The sequence below is a fragment of the Streptomyces sp. NPDC111744 genome, from assembly GCF_055634995.1.
Genome location: NZ_JBVKCG010000011.1, coordinates 120,848 through 138,120, shown reverse-complemented (window position 1 = coordinate 138,120; position 17,273 = coordinate 120,848). Strand labels below are relative to the sequence as shown.

Below are 17,273 nucleotides of genomic sequence, written 5' to 3'. Positions count from 1 at the left end.
CCCGCTCTGACCCCAGGAGAACACCACCCATGACGAACCCGGCCGAGAGACTGGTCGACCTGCTCGACCTGGAGCAGATCGAGGTCAACATCTTCCGTGGCCGCAGCCCCCAGGAGTCCATCCAACGGGTCTTCGGCGGCCAGGTGGCGGGCCAGGCGCTGGTCGCCGCCGGCCGCACCACGGAGGGCGACCGCCCGGTGCACTCGCTGCACGCGTACTTCCTGCGCCCGGGCCGGCCGGGCGTGCCGATCGTGTACCAGGTCGAACGGGTGCGGGACGGGCGGTCGTTCACGACGCGCCGGGTCACCGCCGTGCAGCACGGCCGTACGATCTTCAATCTGACCGCCTCCTTCCACAAGCCTGAGGTGGGAGCTTTCGAGCATCAGCTGCCGCCGGCCCGCGAGGTGCCGCACCCGGAGTCGCTGCCGCCGCTCGCCGAGGAGATCCGCAAGCATCTGGGCGAGCTGCCCGAGCAGTTGGAGCGGATGGCGCGCCGCCAGGCCTTCGACATCCGTTATGTCGACCGGCTGCGCTGGAATCCCGAGGAGATAGCGGGCGCCGAGCCGCGCAGCGCCGTGTGGATGCGCGCCGTCGGTCCGCTGGGTGACGATCCGCTGGTGCACACCTGCGCGCTGACCTACGCCAGCGACATGACCCTCCTGGACGCGGTGCGGGTCCCCGTCGAGCCCCTGTGGGGGCCACGGAACTTCGACATGGCCTCGCTGGACCACGCCATGTGGTTCCACCGCCCGTTCCGCGCCGACGAGTGGTTCCTGTACGAGCAGGAGTCCCCGGTCGCCACGGGTGGCCTGGGCCTGGCCCGCGGGCAGGTCTACGACCTGGAGGGGCGGCTGCTGGTGTCGGTCGTCCAGGAGGGGCTGTTCCGGGCCTTGTAGTACAGACGCAGCCAGCCGCGCAGGCCGCGCGGATGCCCCGGTCGCTCCGGTGCTGGGTGCTGCGATGGCATGGCAGGGGGGTGCGCTTGCACGGCAGGGCGAGGCGCGGGGTGAAACGTGCGGGCCTCCGCCACGGCCCGTGCCAGGTCGTTCCGGAACCACTCGATCTCGTCCGGCTCGTCCGCGGTCATCAGCTCCTCGGCGAGCAGCGCGGCAGGCGAGCCAGGTGCGCCGTGGGCGGGCGGAGCCGCCCGGAAGCCCTTTACGTAGGCTCGCTCGTGGGCGTTCGTCAGCGCGTCGTCGACCTCACCGGGGTCCAGAAAGCCGGCCACCACTCCGGCCCGCTCCCACGGGCCGTACGCCCCCCGCAGCAGGAAACCGCAGTGGCGTCCGCGCCAGTTGCGAGCCCGCTGGTCCGCTCCCGCCCTCAGACGGTCACGCAACTCCTCGGGCGTACGGCCGGTGAGCAGCCGTGCGTTCTTCTCGTCAGCCGCGAACTGCCGTAGCTCCTCGGCTAGATAGAGCCAGACCACGGCCCGATAGCGGTTCGGGTACCAGGTCACAGGAGTCACCAGGCCGAGTTTCGCGAAGCGGGTGAACTTGCCCGCCGGGATCTCCATCAGGGCCGCGCCCTGGGTCGTACCGACAACTCGCACGCTCTCGCGGAGGGCTTCGGCCTGGGCCTGGACCCGCACGATCTCGGCCCGGGGCACGCGACGGCCTCCGCCGCCTTCGTCGGGCACTGTGCGGATCCGGCCAAGATGCACCGCGAGGTCGAACTCGCCTCGCCTGAGGCCCAGTTCACGGGCGGCGCGGCTGAACGTGCAGGTGAGCGGGCGGGGTCGGGCGATGGTGTTGGTGGACATGGTCGTTCTCCCCCGTGGAGCGGGTGGCTCGCGCCCTGTGCGCTCGCCGTGGAAAAGACCGTAGCCGCTCCCGCGGATCTCGTGGCGGCCCTGTGGATAACTCCGCAGCAGAGGGTGAACCCGCAGGTCAGAGGTCGACTACTGAGGAACGCTCCGGTTGCCGGGCATCCACGCCGAGGTGTTCGCCGACGCGGTTGACTAGCAGTGTCATCTCGTAGGCGATCTGGCCGATGTCCGCCTCCGAGCCGCTGAGCACGCACAGACAGCTGCCGGTTCCGGCGGCGGTGACGAACAGGACCGCGTCGTCGTACTCGATCATCGTCTGGCGTACCTGGCCCGCGCCGAAGTGGCGTCCTGAGCCCTTGGCAAGACTGTGCAGCCCGGAGGCGACGGCAGCCAGATGCTCCGCGTCCTCCCGGCGAAGGCCCGTGCTCGCTCCCGTGACCAGCCCGTCGTTCGACAGGACCAGTGCGTGCCGTACGTGCTCCACCCGCTCGGTCAGGTCGTCGAGCAGCCAGCCGAGTCCCTGGTTCTGCGCCATGTCGTAACGTCTCCCCGTGTGCCGTCTCCCCCTGGCTGGAGGATCTTCCCGCCAGCCTTCCCCACCACCGGCGTCCGGGCAAGGAGGATGGGGACATGGCACAGAAGATGACCGACGAGGAATGGCGGGCGTTCGTCTCGCACGGCACCCGCACCGGCAAGCTGTCCACCGTCAACGCCGACGGCAGCCCGCATGTGGCCCCCGTCTGGTTCCTGCTGGACGGGGACGGCCTGGTCTTCAACACCGGCAAGGAAACCGTGAAGGGGCGCAATCTCGCCCGCGACGGGCGTGTCGCCTTCTGCGTGGACGACGACCGGCCCCCCTTCCATTTCGTGGTGCTGAACGGGCACGCCCGGCTGTCCGAGGAGCCGGGTGAGTTGCGTGATGCGGCCACCAGGATCGCGGCCCGTTACATGGGAGAGGAGCGCGCGGAGGAGTTCGGCGCCCGCAACGGCGTCCCGGGCGAGCTGCTGGTCCGTGTCACCGTGGAGAAGGTGGTGGCGCTCAAGGACCTCACGGGCTGAGACTCAGCCCACCGAGTCAAGGAGCCGGGCGGTGTGCACGCGTCCGGCGTACTCGACGAGCCGGATCAGCACCTCCTTGCCGGAGTCCCGGTCACGGGCGTCGCACAGCACCACGGGCGTGCCCTGGTCCAGGTCCAGGGCACGGGAGACATCGTGCGCGCCGTAGCTACGGGCGCCGACGAAGCAGTTGACAGCGACGACGAACGGGATGTGCCGGTGCTCGAAGTAGTCGACCGCCGGAAAGCAGTCCTCCAGTCGGCGGGTGTCAGCGAGGACGACGGCGCCGAGTGCTCCATGCGACAGCTCGTCCCAGAGGAACCAGAAGCGGTCCTGGCCCGGGGTGCCGAAGAGATACAGGGAGAGTCCGGAGCGGATGGTGATGCGGCCGAAGTCCATGGCGACGGTGGTGGTGACCTTCTGGTCCACGCCGTCCGTGTCGTCCACCAGCTGGCCCGCTTCGCTGAGCATTTCCTCGGTGCGCAGCGGCCGGATCTCGCTGACGGCGCCGACCAGGGTCGTCTTTCCGACGCCGAAGCCGCCGGCGACCAATATCTTGAGCGCCATGGCCGACGTGTCGTCGGCGGCGGGCTCGGAGTACTCGGAGACCATGATCACTTCTCTCGGGAGGGCCGGCTGCGGTCGGCATGCTCTGGAGGTCCGGGATGTTCGGCGGCCCGTGGCCCGGAATGCACGGGACGCCACCCGGTGCGCCCTGTGTGCCCCGTGCACTCGGGACGCGAAGCCAGCATCATGACAACTGCGGTCCCGTCGCGGGCGGTAGGACCAGAACGCGTCTGATCTGACCGGTGCGCGTCCGGTTGGTTCCGGATGCTCATCTACAGTGCCCGCAATCCCGCGATGACCTCGCGCAGAATCCGCTCGTCGGGAAGCTGGGCCGGGGGCACCGGCCGGCTCACGGTGACCCAGCCCAGTTCCAGCAGGTCGCCCAGGAGCACCCGGACCACGCCCACGGGGACGTCGGCGCCGGCGGCGAGCTCGGCGACGGACTGTGTCTCCACCCGGCACAGGTCGATCAGCGCCCGGTGTTCGGGGCCGAGCGCGGTGTCGCCGTCGGCGCCGGGCGCGCCCGGGTCGAGTGTGACCAGGGCGATCAGGTCGAACCGCACTCCGGTGGGGCCGGGTTTGGTGCGGCCGCCGGTCATGGCGTAGGGGCGGACGAGGGGCCCGGCCTCGCCGTCGTACCACTGGCTGCCCGGATCGCGCGAGGCGTCGGTCGTGTACTCGGTCATCGGTGACGCTTCCGGCTCATCCGGCGGCGGGCGGCCGGGCGGCGACCCGGGGCGCGGTGTAGAGATGCTCGCCGACGCGCTTGACCAGGCGTGCCATCTCGTAGGCGACCAGGCCGATGTCGGCGGTGACGGCGGTGAGTACGGCGAGGCAGGAGCCGTCGCCGGCGGCGGCCACGAAGAGGAAGGCGTCGTCCATCTCGACCATGGTCTGGCGCACCCCGCCCGCCCCGAAGTGCCGTCCCGTGCCCTTGGCGAGGCTGTTGAAGCCGGAGGCGACGGCGGCGAGGTGCTCCGCGTCCTCGCGTCTGAGGCCGGTCGAGGCGCCGACCGCGAGGCCGTCGTTGGAGAGCACCACGGCATGCCGTACTTCGTCGACGCGCAGCACCAGGTCGTCCAGCAGCCAGTCGAGTTCGCCGGAGCGCCGGCCTGGCGTCATGCTCGGGTCCTGGATCATGCGCGGTCTCCTTCGGTGCTGTCGGTGCCCTCTTCGGGTTCCGGGGTGGCTCCGCGGCCGGGTTGCCTGCCGCCGCCGCGCGCCCAGCCGTCGCGGTAGGCTGCCATGCGGTCGCGGACGAGTTCGGGGGTGCGCTCGTCCCGTCGCCGGGCGGGCGCGGGTTCCTCGGTGCGTGGATCGCGCAGTTGGGGGGCGAGGCTCGCCTGGCGTACCCGGCGGGGCAGGTCGTCGTCGCGGGGCTCGGAGTCGTGCGGCGGGCGGTGCGGCCTCAAGGTCGTGACTCCGGGGGGTGGTGGCTCGGGCGCCTGGTGCGGGGAGGTGTGGGCGGTGGTGGCGAGAGCAGGCCGGGTGGCGGGGGCGGCCTGGGGAAGGGCGGCGCCGGGCACGCGCGCGTACTCGCGTTCCGGTGCCTGTTCGGTGCCGGCCGCCGGACGGCCGGATCGTTCCGCCGCGCCACCGTGCAGCAGGGCTTTCGGCAGCAGGACCACCGCGGTGGTACCGCCGTAGGGGGAGGTGCGCAGATGCACCTTGATGTCGTGGCGGGCCGCGAGCCTGCTGACGACGAAGAGGCCGAGCCGGTCGCTGTCGAACAGATCGAGGGCCTCGGACTGCTCGATGCGCCGGTTGGCCTCGGCGAGGGTCTCCTGACCCATGCCGAGTCCGCGGTCCTCGACCTCCAGGGCGTAGCCGTTGCCAACGGGTTCCCCGGTGATGCGCACGCGCGTGTGCGGCGGTGAGAACTGGGCGGCGTTCTCCACGACCTCGGCGAGCAGATGGGTGAGGTCGGCGACAGCGGCGCCGACGACGGCTGCCTCGGGGAACTGGCGTACCTCCACGCGCGCGTAGTCCTCGACTTCGGATACGGCGGCCCGGACGACGTTGGTCAGGGAGACCGGAAGGCGCCAGGCCCGGCCGGGGGCCGCCCCGGAGAGGATGATCAGGCTCTCCGCGTGGCGGCGCATGCGGGTGGTGAGGTGATCGAGGCGGAAGAGGTCGCTCAGTTCGTTGGGGTCGTCAGAGCGGCGTTCCATGCTGTCCAGCAGGCTCAGCTGGCGGTGGACCAGGACCTGGCTGCGGCGGGCGAGGTTGACGAACACACCCGAGATGCCGCTTGCGAGTTCGGCGCGCTCCACGGCGGCACGCAGGGCGGCACGGTGCACGGTGCCGAGGGCCTCCGCCACCTGTCCGGTCTCGTCCTCCGCGGGCGGCCCCGAGGGTGCCTCCGCGCGGATGTCGATCTCCTCGCCGGCCCGGAGTCTGCGCATGGCCTCGGGGAGCTTGCGGCGGGCGATCTCCAGGGCGCTGTTGCGCAGGCTCACCAGCTCGACCACGAGGCCGCGTCCGATGCGTACGGAGATGACGAGCGAGGCGGCCACGGCGAGGAGGCCGAGGAGGACGGCGGCTCCGGCCGGGGTGAGCAGACCGCGTGCGAACGGATCCGCCCGGCCCGCGACCGCGTGTGCCGTACCGGTCTGGACAGCTCGCATTCCGTCCTGCACGCGCGCGTGAGCGGTGCTCCAGGTCGCTTCCGGGGCCGCGTCGACCGCCTTGGCGCCGGGTGCGCTTGCGAGAATCTTGTCCTCGGCGTCGCCCAGCGCGGTGTAGTCGTCGCCGCCTGCGAGCCGGCGCCAGGCGGTGCGCTGTGCGCCGGGCAGGTCGGCGGCGGCCGCGTCGGTGAGGACACGGCGGGTGTCGACGGCACCGGTGAACAGCCGCAGTCGCTCGCCGTCGAGGCCGCCGGCCAGCCGGGCTCCGGCGAGGACTGCGTCCTCCTGTGCCAACGCCTCGCCCGCGCGGGAGAATTCCAGCAGCACGCGCGCGTCGGCGCCCATGTCGTCGGCCTGTACGCCGGTGAGGGCGCCGTCCACGGCGAAGGCCATGGCGATGGTCTGCGTGTACCGCCCGTAGGTCTCCTCCCAGCCGGCGCCGCGGCTGCGCACCGCCGTCCGCAGCGTGCGCAACCGATCGGCACCGTTGACGAAGGTCTGGAGGCGCTGGGCGACACCGGCGGGCAGCTCCTCGCTGTCGGCGACGGTTCTGTCCTTGCCGAACCGCAGCTCGGCCACGGCCTGGTCGGTATCGGCGCCAAGGGCCTTGAGGTCGCCGGCCTGTTCGGCAGTGGGCTCGGTCGCGTATCGGACCGCGGCGGTACGCTCGGCCTGGAGCGCGGCCACGGCGTCGGCGACCGGGGTTCGCAATGCGGCGTCGACGCGCTGGGACTGGCGCAGCCGGGAGACGTCCTGGGCGGTAGTGACCGTGGCGTACGCCCACAGGGCGAGCAGGGACATGACCGGCACCATGAGCAGGCAGACGACCTTGGCCCGCACGGTGCGGGGACGGAGCCGCCAGCCTCGGGGGGGCATGGGCGCGTTGTCCGCCGCCGCGGTCCCGAGGACGTCGTCGACCGGTTCGTCGGCGGGTGGTCCGGCGTGCGCGCGGCGGCCGCGTGCGGGCCGCGGGGACGGTGTCTGCGGGCCTGCTGTGGGGGTCCTACGGGGTGTACGCATGGACTCCTCGCTCGGGAGTGGGTCGGGGCGCCGCGGGGCCGGGCCGGTTCAGCGTGCGGCGCTCATGACGGGCCGCTGGGCCGAGGCGGACGCCTCGCGCTCCCCGGCCGTGGGCGAGAGTGCGACAAAGGCCGAGGTGAGAAAGAGATAGGACCCGAGGCCCACGGCGAGGGGGAAGATGAACTGCATCGCAGTGGCCCCGGGCAGCGGGGTGCCGGAGGGCGTGACGTGCACGCTGACCGCGAACATTCCGGTGTAGTGCATGCTGCTGACGGCCGCCCCCATGACCAGGGAGGCGATGGTGACGGCGACCGGTGACTTGATGTTCAGCGCCGCCCACAGGGCCGCGGTCGCGGCGACCACGGCGATGAGCACGGAGAGCCCGACGAGCATCGGGTCGTAGTGCACGTCGCCGTGCAGCCGGACCGCCGCCATGCCGAGGTAGTGCATGCTGGCGACGCCCACACCGGTGGTGAGCCCGCCCAGCAGAAGTGCTCGGTTGTGGTCGCGGCTGTAGCCGACGGCGAAGACGCCGGCGGTGACCACGATCACAGCGACGAGCAGGCTGAGGAGGGTCAGCGGCACGTCGTAGCGGATGTCGGTGCCGCTGACACCGAAGCCGAGCATGGCCACGAAGTGCATGGTCCAGATGCCGGTGCCGATCGCGGAGGCGGCGGTGAGGAGCCAGTTGCGGCGCGAGCGGCCGGTGCTGCCGAGCGCGCGGACGGTGCAGCGCAGCCCCAGTGCGGCGCCTATGCAGGCCATGACGTACGACAGCACGGGGGTCAGCCAGCCGAAGGTGGCGTGGTCCAGGTGTCCCATGGCCAAGGGACGCTAGGGGGCACGGAAGCACAAAGGGGGCGCATTTCGAAAGGTGTTGCAATATGACCCGGAGATGTGCCGGAACGATCGCGTCCGGCTCGAACGTGCGCGCAGGGTCGTCCTCCGTGACGGTGAGGGAACATGCGGAACATGAGCGATGACCACACACACGTCCAGGAGTTCTTCACCGCGCGAGCGGCCGACTGGGACACCAAGTTCCCCGACGACGGTCCCGCGTACGCGGCGGCCGTGACCGAGTTGGGGCTGCGCACGGGTGACCGGGTGCTCGACGCGGGCTGCGGCACGGGGCGCGCGCTGCCGCCGCTGCGTGCGGCCGTGGGGCCCTCGGGCGCGGTCCTCGGGATGGATCTGACCCCGGCGATGCTCCAGGCCGCCGTGCGGGCCTGCCGGCACCGTGACGGGCGGTTGCTGCTCGCCGACGTCGCGGTGCTGCCGGTGCGCTCGGAGTCCCTCGACGCCGTGTTCGCCGCGGGTCTGATCGCTCACCTGCCCCGGCCCGCGCAGAATCTCCGGGAGTTGGCGCGCGTGGTCCGCCCCGGCGGCACGCTCGCCCTGTTCCATCCCATCGGCCGGGCCGCTCTGGCGGCGCGCCAGGGACGGCGGATCACAGCCGACGACCTGCGTGCCCAGGGCAACCTCGGCCCACTGCTGGCCGGTTCGGGCTGGCGCATGGCCTCGTACACGGACGACGACACCCGATTCCTCGCGCTGGCGGTCCGCGGAGGCTAGCCGGCGACCGCCGCGGCACAGGCGTCGGGACGGTCGCACATGATGGTGTGCCCGGCGCCGGGCACCGTCACCACCCGCACTCCGCACGCCTCCAGCCGGTCCCGCCCGGCGAGTTCACCGCTGAGCTCGCCTGGAAGTAGACGCGGAGCTGCGGTGCAGGGCGCGCGGGTCGGCGAGCCGCATGGTCGCGGCCCAGACGGGACCATCGCGCCCACCAGCCGCGCCGAACTCGCCTGGCTGCGCACCACCCTCGCGTCACTTGAGGCCGAGGCCGGCTGAGGCGTTGCGTCGGTGCCCTCTTCTGTCGCCGGGACTTCAACCCTACGTTCGGTAGAGGAAGACGAATGTTCGCAAGGGACAGCCGACAGGGGGAAGGTGGCCGGCATGTTCGACCGTATGCGTAAGTACGCAGACAGGCTTCGTGGCACCGGGGGCGCGGCGGTGCCGGAGCGACGTGAGAGGCGTGCGCACAACTTGTTCGAGGCCGCGGCCGCCTATGTCGCGGCGCGCGCGGCGGACGACCAGGACCGAATCGAGGAGGCGGCAGGCTGGGTGTCACCGGAGGCGCTGTCGTTCGGGGTGAGCGAACTGGCCTGCCGTGCCGTCGTCGCGCTGGCGCGGGAGCGCGACGAGTCACCGCAGGCGGTGGCACGCGATCTCCTCGGGCTGCCGGTCGCCTGAAGCTTCGCTCCCGCCGAGGTCGTTTCGTCCCTTTCCCGGTGGAAAACTGCAGCTCCGCGTGTGGTGGCCGGTCGCGACAGTCGTGACAACGGCCTTCCGGTCGCACTAGGGTGCGCGCCGTTGGACGAACGACTGGGAGGCAGGCATGGCCGGGACGGACGAGGAGGCCCTCGCCGCCGCGGACGAGGCGCTGTACGTGCTCACAGCGGTGCTGCTGACGCCGGCGCAGTTTCCGAGCGTGCTGGGCGACGACTACCCGGAGGCCTGCGCGGCACTGGAGCTGGCGCCGCGCGCCGACGGCTACGGCCTGGTGCTCGGCCAGGACGGTGGCGGGGCACGCTGGACGGTCGTCGTCGACGACGTCTCGCTGGTCGCCGTCGCTATCGCGTCCTGGGACTGCGGCATGGAGCACGACCTCTCACCGGACGAGCGCACGGTGGTCGCCGCCCTGCCCGGCTGGCCGCTCGCGGTCGCCGTGGCGGCCCCGAACGTGCCCGCACCGCACGACCCCGGCCCCGAGATGGCGGACCGTGTCCCGCTGACCCCGCCGGACACCAGCTCCTGGGGCCCGGCGCAGCGACGGCTGGGTGCGGACGAGATCGCCCTTCAGTGGGCGGTCTGGCGGGAGCAGATCGGCGACGACCACTTCCCGGCACCGGCGCACGAGGCCCCGCAAGCCGCCGAGAAGGCCCCCGAGGACGCCGAGGCGGCCCCGAAGGGCCACCGCGGGATCCGGCGCGTCCTGGCCGAGGCGCGGGCCTATGTGGACACGCCTCCGCCGCTGGGCCGGGTCCGCTCGTCGTTCGCCCCGGGCGACGCCCGTACGCTGCGCGCCGACGGGCCCGGCTGGTCGATGGTGGCCCGCACCGACGACATCGCCTTCGTGCTCCTCGACGACGAGCCCGGCGAGGTCCTGCCCGTCGGCCGGGGTCCCGAGCTCCCCGGCCTCCTCGAGGCCCTCGACAAGATGGCCGTACGGCCCCTGTGAGCCCTCCCGGGCCGCACCCCGCCAGGGGGGCGCGGCCTCGGGCGGGCGGCTCAGCGGCCGATCTCCTTGCGTGTCACCCGGCGCAGCCTGCGCCGCTGCGAGGGGTCGAGGGTGAGGTAGGCGGCCACCGGGACGCCGACCACGATCAGGAACGTCACCCACCAGGGCAGCCATATCAGCAGGATGAGCCCGACCGCCACACCTCCTGCGGCGATCTTCGCGTTCTTCGACATCAGCGACGCCTCCTTCGCGGCCACTGCCGCTCTCTGATCTGAAAACGGGTCGGCGCCTCCCGCGGTTCCGGACCGCGACCCTGAGACATCCCTGACGAGCGACCCCTACTGGTCCCTGAGACCGAGTCGAACAGGTTGTGAAGCCGTCCCGCTCTCAGCGTAGTCACTCCCGGACGATTGCCGGGATGGGCTGTTCCCCGGTTGCCGGCCCTGCGGACGACGAATGCCGGTCCTGCGGAAAACCCCACTCGCACAGGCCGGTTGGCCGGATGGCCGGTGGCACCGGGGATTCGTACGGTCACGGTATGAAGCGAATGAGCAGGATACTGGTGATTTCCGCGGTGTCGGTGGCGCTGACTGCGAGCAGCGCGACAGCCGTGGTCGCACAGGGATCGGGGGCACCGCGGGCCGCCGTCGTCGCGCCGACGAGGGCCGGGGCGGACGTGTCGCGAGGCGCGCTCGTGTCCGTCGAGCACCTGCGGACGCTGACCGCCCGGCAGGTCGCCGCCGAACTGTCGGGGGACGAGGAAGGGGCCTGGGACACCGGCGCCGTCCGCTACGGCCTGGACGCCTTCCGGATCGTGTACCGCACGAACGATCCCGACGGCCGGGCCACGATCGCGAGCGGGCTGCTGGCGTTGCCGCGCAACGGTGAACGGCGTGTGCGCAGCGTGTCGTTCACCCACGGCACCGAACTGTTCAAGGGCGATGTCGCCTCCGTCTCGGCGGATGTCTGGGGCCAGGCCGCCGCCCTGACCTACGCTGCGGCCGGCTTCGCCGCGGTGCTCCCCGACTACCTCGGTCTGGGCCTGGGGCCCGGCCCCCACCCCTGGATGGACGTGCCCTCGGAGACGACGGCCGCCCTGGACATGCTGCGCGCGTCCCGCACCGCCGTGACCGCACGCGGACGTGAACTTCGGCGCGACGTACTGGTCACCGGGTTCTCCCAGGGCGCTTCGGCGGCACTGGGACTGGCCAGGTCGCTGCAGGAGGGGGCCGACGGATGGTTCCGGCTGCGCGCGGTGGCTCCCGTCAGCGGCGCATACGCCTTCCGGGCCGCGGAACTTCCCGCGCTGCTCGCAGGGCGGACGGAGCCCAAGGCGAGCGTCATCTACACGGCGCTGACCCTGGTCGCCTTCAACCGCCTGCACCATCTGTACGACACGCCGGCCCAGGTGTTCAGGGCGCCGTACGACCGCACGATCGAAGACCTGCTCGACGGTACGCACACCGGTCAGGAGGTCGTGGCCGGCACCCCGGACTCCCTCGACGGGCTCCTCACCCGCCGGGGCCGGGAGATGCTGGCCCACCCCGCCGGAGGGCTGGCCGCGGCCCTGCGGATCACCGACAGCGTCTGCACCGACTGGACGCCGAGGGCACCGATCCGGCTCTACTACGCCGACGGGGACGAGCAGGCCGTCAACGCGAACACGGCCCGCTGCCACGCCGCCCTGCGCGCCCACGGCGTCGACGCCCCGGTGGTCGACCTCGGCGCGCCGGCCTACGGCGGCTCCCGCCATCTGGGCTCCCAGCGGGCGGGAACCGCCGCCGTGGTGCGGTGGTTCCGGTCTCTGGACTGAACGGGACCTGCTTGATTCTCCGTACCGGTGGAGCGCCCGGCGGACAGGTGACGCACCGGAATCTGACAGCCTGCCGCCCTACGGCCGAAAGCAGACGACCCGCCGAGTGGCTGTCGCCCGCCGTTCACCAACTGGTCGAGGGGCGTTCGGTGCGGGGCCCAACTCTGGCCGCTGCCAACGAACTTGTCACCAGGAGGCCCGATGTCCCCGCACGCCACCGGCAGACGCCGCGTCCACCGCTCCGTCGCGACGGGTCTGCCCCTGGCCCTGGCCGCCGCCCTCGTGGCGGCGGGCACGGCAGACGCCTCGTCGTCCCGTCAGGCGCACGTCACCCGCACCGCCGTCCTCGGCGACATCCCGCTCGGCGCCTTCAGCAACGCGCTGCTGCACGGCAGCGTCGACAACGACCGGGGTGTCGACCTCGGCGGCATCGGCAGCGACATGTACCCGGCCGGCCGCAACGGCGAGTACTGGACGGTCACCGACCGCGGCCCCAACGGCCAGATCAAGGTGGACGGCAAGAAGCGCCGGACCTTCCCGGTGCCCGGCTTCGACCCGGCGATCGTGAAGATCCGCGTCTCCGGCGACACCGTCAAGGTGATCGACGCGATCCCGATCACCACGTCCTCCGGCGAGGCCGTCACCGGGCTGTCCAACCAGGCGAGCCGGGACGAGGCGCCGTACTCCTACGACGCCAAGACCGCGCTGTCGTACAACCCGAACGGCCTGGACACCGAGGGCATCGTGCGCGCCCACGACGGCAGCTTCTGGCTCGTCGACGAGTACGGCCCGTCGCTCGTGCACGTCTCCGCGCGCGGGAAGGTGCTCACCCGCTATGTGCCCAAGGGGCTGAACCTCACCGGCACCGACTACCCGGTGGTGGAGGCGCTGCCGTCCGTGCTGCTGCACCGGAAGGTCAACCGTGGCTTCGAGGGTCTGGCCCTGCTGCCCGACGGCGACCTGGTGTTGGCTCTGCAGAGCCCGCTCTCCCTGCCCGACGGGGACGCCGGGGACGCTTCGCTCAACACCCGTCTGCTGCGTTTCTCGCCGCGCAAGAAGGCCGTCACGGCCGAGTACGCCTACCGGTTCGACCCGGTGAACGTGGTGGACCCCAGCGAGGACGACCCCTCCGAGCTGAAGATCTCCTCGGTGGTCGCCGTGGGCGGTGACCGGCTGCTCGTCGAGGAGCGCACCGACAAGGCCGCTCGGCTCGAAATGGTCAAGCTGGACCGCAAGTCGAACATCCTCGACGGCAAGTACGACGACGACACCACGTCTCCGTCGCTGGAGCAGCTGGACGACCCCACCGCGGTCGGTGTCCCGGTACTGGCCAAGCGTCTGGTCGTCGACCTGAACACGGTGACGGGCGTGCCGTTGAAGATCGAGGGCATCGCGCGCATGGACCACGACACGCTCGCCCTGATCAACGACAACGACTTCGGGATGACCGACGGGGCGGACGCGTTCGACGCGCAGGGCCGCCTGGTCGACAGCGGCATCGAGACGACCCTCGTGTACGTCCGGCTGCCCAAGGGGCTGTAGTCAGTTGCAGTCGGCTGAGCTCACCCCGGCAGTGAGGGCAGCAACGAGTCCAGACCACTTGGTAGCTCGCCCGGGAGTTGGGACGGCCAGTCCGAGGGGAGTTCGCTCGGCAGTCGCGAGGGCAGACTGCTGGACAGCTCCGTCGGAAGGCTGAAGGAGGGCCGCGACGAGGCGGAGGCGCTCGGGCTGCTCGTGGTGGACTTGTCGCCGGGTGAGCCGTCGCCGCCGGACGCCATCAGGACGATGGCAACGACGGCCGCGGCGGCCACCGGCACGGCCAGTACGGCGAACAGCGGGCCCCTGCGCCGGCGGGGCGGCTCCGGGGGCTGCGCAGGCGTCCAGCCCACGGCGGTGGGCGGGTCGTAGTCCCCGGGCGGAGCGCCGAAGCCACCCTCCGTGGACGGGTCGTATCCGTCGTGTGCGGGCGGCCCGGAGCCGCCATGCGGACGCCGGTCGTGTACGTCGTCCGAAGGCTTTCCGAAGCCCTCTCCCGACGGTGGTCCGAAACCTCCGTACGGAGGCGGGTCGTAGCCCCCGTCCGGAGGCGGGTCGTAGCCCCCGTCCGGAGGCGGGGTGCCGTTCGGCGGGCCGGGCGGGCGGGGCGTTACGGGTGGCATGGCCATACCGCCAAGAGTCACGGCGCACCGGTCACCCTGCGAGCCCCACGTGGGAGTTGATACGGACTCATGCAACGGACCGCACGATTCCGGAGCATTTCCCGCGCGAACCGGTCGTGCGGGTATCGGCAACGACACGCGCGCGTGCGGGCGTTCGCTCCGAGAGCGGCCCCCACGCGCGCGTAGGCGTTCAGCCCCGGGCGCCCAGCAGGTGGTCCATCGCCAGCTGGTCGAGCTGCTCGAAGGCCATACCGCGCGCGGCAACCGAGTCCGCGTCGAACTCCTCGAAGGCCGTGCGGTCGGCGAGGAGGGCCTGGAGGCCGTCCCCGGCCGTCGGCTGGGCCAACTGGTCCAGGCGGGAGGCGCGCAGGGCCTCCTGGACCTCCGGGTCCGCGCGGAAGGCGGCCGCGCGCTCCTTGAGGATCAGGTAGTTGCGCATGCAGCCGGTGGCGGAGGCCCACACACCGTCGAGGTCCTCGGTCCGCGGCGGCTTGAAGTCGAAGTGCTTGGGCCCCTCGTAGCCGGCGCTCTCCAGGAGGTCGACGAGCCAGAATGCGGCGCGCAGGTCGCCGGCGCCGAAGCGCAGGTCCTGGTCGTACTTGATGCCGGACTGGCCGTTGAGGTCGATGTGGAAGAGCTTGCCCGCCCACAGCGCCTGGGCGATGCCGTGCGGGAAGTTCAGGCCGGCCATCTGCTCGTGGCCCACCTCGGGGTTGACGCCGTACAGCTCGGGGCGCTCCAGGCGCTCGATGAACGCGAGCGCGTGGCCGACGGTGGGGAGCAGGATGTCGCCGCGGGGCTCGTTCGGCTTGGGCTCGATGGCGAAGCGCAGGTCGTAGCCCTGGGAGGTGACGTACTCACCGAGGAGGTCGAAGGCCTCCTTCATGCGGTCGAGAGCGACGCGCACGTCCTTGGCTGCGCCGGACTCGGCGCCCTCGCGGCCGCCCCAGGCGACGTACGTCTTCGCGCCCAGCTCGGCGGCCAGGTCGATGTTGCGGATGGTCTTGCGCAGGGCGTAACGGCGGACGTCACGGTCGTTCGCGGTGAACGCGCCGTCCTTGAAGACCGGGTGGGTGAAGAGGTTGGTGGTGGCCATCGGCACGGTCATGCCGGTCGCGTCGAGGGCCTGGCGGAAGCGCTTGATGTGCGATTCGCGCTCGGTGTCGGAGGACCCGAAGGGAATCAGGTCGTCGTCATGGAACGTCACACCGTACGCGCCCAGTTCGGACAGGCGCTGCACCGTCTCGACCGGGTCGAGGGCGCGGCGGGTGGCGTCGCCGAACGGGTCCCTTCCCTGCCAGCCGACGGTCCACAGGCCGAAGGTGAACCTGTCCTCGGGGGTGGGCTGGAAGCTCATGCCGCGGCTCCTTGCTTGGTGATTGTGCTGCTGGCTGTCTGCCGACTATTTCGTCATGGCCGTTTACAAATTAGTATGCCGACGCATCCCTGGGAAGGGTCACCATGGCCCCGAGGGACGAAATCCGGGTCGCGACACCCCGACGAACCGGGAAAACTGCAGGTCAGGTCAACCGCGAGCCGCGGAAAAAGGGAGAGCCCGATGTCAGCAGCCGAGGGTCCGCTCGTCGTCGGCGTGGACACGTCCACCCAGTCCACCAAGGCGCTGGTGGTCGACGCGTCCACCGGCCAGGTGGTGGCGAGCGGTCAGGCGCCGCACACCGTGTCCTCCGGCGCAGGCCGGGAGAGCGATCCGCGTCAGTGGTGGGACGCGCTGTGCGAGGCGCTGCGCCAGTGCGGGGACGCGGCGCACGAGGCGGCTGCCGTGTCGATCGGCGGGCAGCAGCACGGTCTGGTCACACTGGACGAGCGGGGCGAGCCGGTGCGACCGGCCATGCTGTGGAACGACGTCCGTTCGGCGCCCCAGGCGCGGCGGCTGATCGAGGAGCTGGGCGGCCCGAAGGCCTGGGCGGAGCGCACCGGCAGTGTTCCGGGCGCCTCGTTCACGGTCACCAAGTGGGCCTGGCTGGCGGAGCACGAGCCGGAGGCGGTCCGCGCGACCAGGGCCGTACGACTCCCCCACGACTACCTCACCGAGCGCCTCACCGGGCAGGGCACGACCGACCGCGGTGACGCCTCCGGCACCGGCTGGTGGGCGTCGGTGACCGAGGCGTACGACGAGGAGACCCTTGCGCACGTGGGCCTGGACCCGGCGTTCCTGCCCCGGGTGGTCCGCCCCGGCGAGGTCGCCGGCACCGTGCGGGACAGCCACGAGCTGCCGTTCTCCAAGGGCACCCTGGTCGCGCCAGGTACGGGCGACAACGCGGCGGCGGCGCTGGGGCTCGGGCTGCGTCCGGGCACCCCGGTGCTGAGCCTCGGCACGTCGGGCACGGTGTACGCGGTCTCGAAATACCGTCCCGCCGACCCCACCGGTACCGTGGCGGGCTTCGCCGACGCGCACGGCGACTGGCTGCCGCTCGCCTGCACGCTGAACTGCACCCTGGCGGTCGACCGGGTCGCGGCGCTGCTCGGCCTGGACCGCGAGGCCGTCGAGCCCGGCGCCTCGGTCACCCTGCTGCCGTACCTGGACGGCGAGCGCACCCCGAACCTGCCGAACGCCTCCGGTCTGCTGCACGGCCTGCGCCATGACACCACCGGCGGTCAGCTCCTGCAGGCCGCCTACGACGGCGCCGTGCACGCCCTGCTCGGCGCCCTGGAGCTGGTGCTCGACGAGGACGCCGACCGGACCACGCCGCTGCTGCTGATCGGCGGCGGCGCCCGGGGCCGGGCCTGGCAGGAGACGGTACGGCGGCTGTCGGGGCGCCCGGTGCGGGTGCCCGAGGCGAAGGAGCTGGTCGCCCTCGGCGCCGCCGCGCAGGCGGCCGGGCTGCTGACCGGCGAGGACCCGGCGGCGGTGGCACGGCGCTGGAACACGGCCGCGGGGCCGGTGCTGGACGCGGTGGAGCGGGACGCGGCGACGGTGGACAGGATCTCCGGGGTACTCTCCGACGCGGCCCCGCTGCTGGAGCGGGCACCGGAGGACCGCTGACCACGGCGGGACGCCGGT

Annotated in this window: 18 protein-coding genes and 1 pseudogene; 8 read left to right on the top strand and 11 right to left on the bottom strand. The window is 72.0% G+C overall.

Annotated features, from left to right (window positions below; translation table 11 throughout):
- Positions 1-29 precede the first annotated feature (29 nt).
- Entirely contained in the window at positions 30-896 is an 867-nt protein-coding gene (locus ACZ7OO_RS24535; protein WP_471507631.1) for an acyl-CoA thioesterase, read from the top strand.
- Here the strand turns inward: ACZ7OO_RS24535 and ACZ7OO_RS24530 are convergent.
- Both ACZ7OO_RS24530 and ACZ7OO_RS24525 read right to left on the bottom strand, forming a co-directional pair.
- Positions 833-1,762 (bottom strand): DUF6397 family protein, encoded by a 930-nt coding sequence (locus tag ACZ7OO_RS24530; RefSeq protein WP_471507629.1) that lies wholly within the window; start codon positions 1,760-1,762, stop codon positions 833-835. The genes ACZ7OO_RS24535 and ACZ7OO_RS24530 overlap by 64 nt on opposite strands.
- Before the next feature lie 127 nt (positions 1,763-1,889).
- Entirely contained in the window at positions 1,890-2,303 is a 414-nt protein-coding gene (locus tag ACZ7OO_RS24525; protein WP_471507627.1) for a roadblock/LC7 domain-containing protein, read from the bottom strand.
- 95 nt (positions 2,304-2,398) lie between these two features.
- Here ACZ7OO_RS24525 and ACZ7OO_RS24520 point away from each other — a divergent pair, with 95 nt between their 5' ends.
- A complete protein-coding gene (locus ACZ7OO_RS24520; RefSeq protein ID WP_471507625.1) occupies positions 2,399-2,827 on the top strand; it encodes a PPOX class F420-dependent oxidoreductase in 429 nt (142 codons plus the stop codon).
- Between the two features lie 3 nt (positions 2,828-2,830).
- Here ACZ7OO_RS24520 and ACZ7OO_RS24515 read toward each other — a convergent pair whose 3' ends face one another.
- The 5 genes from ACZ7OO_RS24515 to ACZ7OO_RS24495 all read right to left on the bottom strand — a co-directional run bounded on the left by ACZ7OO_RS24515 (position 2,831) and on the right by ACZ7OO_RS24495 (position 7,860).
- Complete coding sequence (locus ACZ7OO_RS24515) at positions 2,831-3,436, bottom strand: GTP-binding protein (RefSeq protein ID WP_471507623.1); 606 nt, start codon at positions 3,434-3,436, stop codon at positions 2,831-2,833.
- A 227-nt stretch (positions 3,437-3,663) separates the two neighbouring features.
- The gene (locus ACZ7OO_RS24510; protein WP_471507621.1) at positions 3,664-4,077 is read right to left on the bottom strand and encodes a DUF742 domain-containing protein; all 414 of its coding nucleotides are present in this window, start codon (positions 4,075-4,077) and stop codon (positions 3,664-3,666) included.
- A gap of 16 nt (positions 4,078-4,093) precedes the next feature.
- A complete protein-coding gene (locus ACZ7OO_RS24505; protein WP_471507619.1) occupies positions 4,094-4,531 on the bottom strand; it encodes a roadblock/LC7 domain-containing protein in 438 nt (145 codons plus the stop codon).
- The gene (locus ACZ7OO_RS24500; protein WP_471507617.1) at positions 4,528-7,038 is read right to left on the bottom strand and encodes a sensor histidine kinase; all 2,511 of its coding nucleotides are present in this window, start codon (positions 7,036-7,038) and stop codon (positions 4,528-4,530) included. Before ACZ7OO_RS24500 ends, ACZ7OO_RS24505 begins: the two co-directional genes overlap by 4 nt.
- Positions 7,039-7,086: 48 nt before the next feature.
- Positions 7,087-7,860 (bottom strand): MHYT domain-containing protein, encoded by a 774-nt coding sequence (locus tag ACZ7OO_RS24495; protein WP_471507615.1) that lies wholly within the window; start codon positions 7,858-7,860, stop codon positions 7,087-7,089.
- 150 nt (positions 7,861-8,010) lie between these two features.
- Between ACZ7OO_RS24495 and ACZ7OO_RS24490 the strand changes: the two genes are divergently transcribed.
- On the top strand, positions 8,011-8,610 hold the full coding sequence (locus ACZ7OO_RS24490; RefSeq protein ID WP_471507613.1) for a class I SAM-dependent methyltransferase: 600 nt from the start codon (positions 8,011-8,013) through the stop codon (positions 8,608-8,610).
- On the opposite strand, the pseudogene ACZ7OO_RS24485 reads toward ACZ7OO_RS24490, so the two are convergent.
- A pseudogene (locus ACZ7OO_RS24485) lies at positions 8,607-8,814 on the bottom strand (alpha/beta fold hydrolase); the annotation flags it as partial. The gene ACZ7OO_RS24490 and the pseudogene ACZ7OO_RS24485 overlap by 4 nt on opposite strands.
- 180 nt (positions 8,815-8,994) lie before the next feature.
- On the opposite strand from ACZ7OO_RS24485, the gene ACZ7OO_RS24480 reads away from it, so the two are divergent.
- Entirely contained in the window at positions 8,995-9,291 is a 297-nt protein-coding gene (locus ACZ7OO_RS24480) for a hypothetical protein (RefSeq protein WP_471507611.1), read from the top strand.
- Positions 9,292-9,436: 145 nt separating this feature from the next.
- Positions 9,437-10,279, top strand: coding sequence for a hypothetical protein (locus ACZ7OO_RS24475; RefSeq protein WP_471507609.1), 843 nt, complete (start codon positions 9,437-9,439; stop codon positions 10,277-10,279).
- Positions 10,280-10,329: 50 nt separating this feature from the next.
- Here ACZ7OO_RS24475 and ACZ7OO_RS24470 read toward each other — a convergent pair whose 3' ends face one another.
- Positions 10,330-10,512, bottom strand: a complete 183-nt coding sequence (locus ACZ7OO_RS24470) for a hypothetical protein (protein WP_181809683.1) — start codon at positions 10,510-10,512, stop codon at positions 10,330-10,332.
- A 314-nt stretch (positions 10,513-10,826) separates the two neighbouring features.
- On the opposite strand from ACZ7OO_RS24470, the gene ACZ7OO_RS24465 reads away from it, so the two are divergent.
- Together ACZ7OO_RS24465 and ACZ7OO_RS24460 are read left to right on the top strand one after the other, a co-directional pair.
- On the top strand, positions 10,827-12,092 hold the full coding sequence (locus tag ACZ7OO_RS24465) for a lipase (protein ID WP_471507607.1): 1,266 nt from the start codon (positions 10,827-10,829) through the stop codon (positions 12,090-12,092).
- Positions 12,093-12,293: 201 nt separating this feature from the next.
- Positions 12,294-13,634, top strand: coding sequence for an esterase-like activity of phytase family protein (locus ACZ7OO_RS24460; protein WP_471507606.1), 1,341 nt, complete (start codon positions 12,294-12,296; stop codon positions 13,632-13,634).
- A gap of 20 nt (positions 13,635-13,654) precedes the next feature.
- Here ACZ7OO_RS24460 and ACZ7OO_RS24455 read toward each other — a convergent pair whose 3' ends face one another.
- Both ACZ7OO_RS24455 and xylA read right to left on the bottom strand, forming a co-directional pair.
- The gene (locus ACZ7OO_RS24455; RefSeq protein WP_471507605.1) at positions 13,655-14,257 is read right to left on the bottom strand and encodes a hypothetical protein; all 603 of its coding nucleotides are present in this window, start codon (positions 14,255-14,257) and stop codon (positions 13,655-13,657) included.
- A 184-nt stretch (positions 14,258-14,441) separates the two neighbouring features.
- Positions 14,442-15,608 carry a xylose isomerase gene (xylA, locus tag ACZ7OO_RS24450; RefSeq protein ID WP_471507603.1) on the bottom strand — a complete coding sequence of 389 codons (1,167 nt, stop codon included), beginning with the start codon at positions 15,606-15,608 and terminating at the stop codon, positions 14,442-14,444.
- A gap of 201 nt (positions 15,609-15,809) precedes the next feature.
- On the opposite strand from xylA, the gene xylB reads away from it, so the two are divergent.
- Positions 15,810-17,255 carry a xylulokinase gene (gene xylB, locus ACZ7OO_RS24445; RefSeq protein ID WP_471507601.1) on the top strand — a complete coding sequence of 482 codons (1,446 nt, stop codon included), beginning with the start codon at positions 15,810-15,812 and terminating at the stop codon, positions 17,253-17,255.
- Positions 17,256-17,273: the final 18 nt, after the last annotated feature.